General features: G+C 79.4%; 1 protein-coding gene. It reads right to left on the bottom strand.

What is annotated here, in order from left to right; translation table 11 throughout:
- Positions 1-71 precede the first annotated feature (71 nt).
- Positions 72-758: PucR family transcriptional regulator (locus ACSNOH_RS34990; protein ID WP_436725473.1), on the bottom strand; the 687-nt coding region annotated here is incomplete at its 5' end.

Below are 758 nucleotides of genomic sequence, written 5' to 3'. Positions count from 1 at the left end.
GAAGGCGACGGCCCCGGACCGCCGGTCCGGGGCCGTCGCGTACGTCCGTCATCCCGCAGCCACCTGCCCCGTCACAGGCCGTTGACCCGGGCCGTGCGGCCCGCCGTTCCGAGGGGGTGGACCGCGGCGCCGAGGGCGCGGGCGGAGCCGTGCGCGCGCGAGCGCAGCAGGCGGGCCCTGTCCAGGAGGCGGCGGCTGCGCAGGGCGAGCTCCAGCTCGAAGCGGCTGTGCGGCTCGCGCATCGCGGGCCCGAAGAGCTTCTCGATCTGGCGCAGGCGGTAGCGCACCGTCTGCGGGTGCACGTTGAGCGTGCGCGCCGCCTCCGGGGCGCCGCCGCTCTCCAGCCAGGCCAGCAGCGTCACTTCCAGGCGTTCGCTCTGCCGCGGGGTGAGGTCGTCCAGGGGGCGCAGCCACCGCGCGGACAGGGCCCGGGCCAGGGATTCGTCCTGCAGGACGAGCAGGTCCGACAGGTGGTCGTCGACGAAGGCGACGCGCTCGGCCGGCCCGGACACCGCCGCGGCGAGCCCGAGCAGCCGGCGCGCCCAGCGCAGCGACGCGGCGGCCTCGGCGACGGGCACGGAGTGGCCGACGGCGGCCGGGCGGCCGCCGAGCGCCGCGTCCAGGGCCGCCTCCAGGGCGGGGCGGGCCCGGGGCCCCGGGTCGGGGACGAGCAGGCACAGGTCGGCCTCGACCGTGCCCGGCAGGCCCTGGCCGAGCGCCGCCGCGAGCTGGGAGGTGAGCTGCGGGGACGGCGGGGG

This window comes from Streptomyces sp. URMC 127, from assembly GCF_051386535.1.
Lineage (GTDB): Bacteria > Actinomycetota > Actinomycetes > Streptomycetales > Streptomycetaceae > Streptomyces.
The sequence above is the reverse complement of the archived record's forward strand: the minus strand, read 5'-3'. Positions and strand labels throughout refer to the sequence as shown.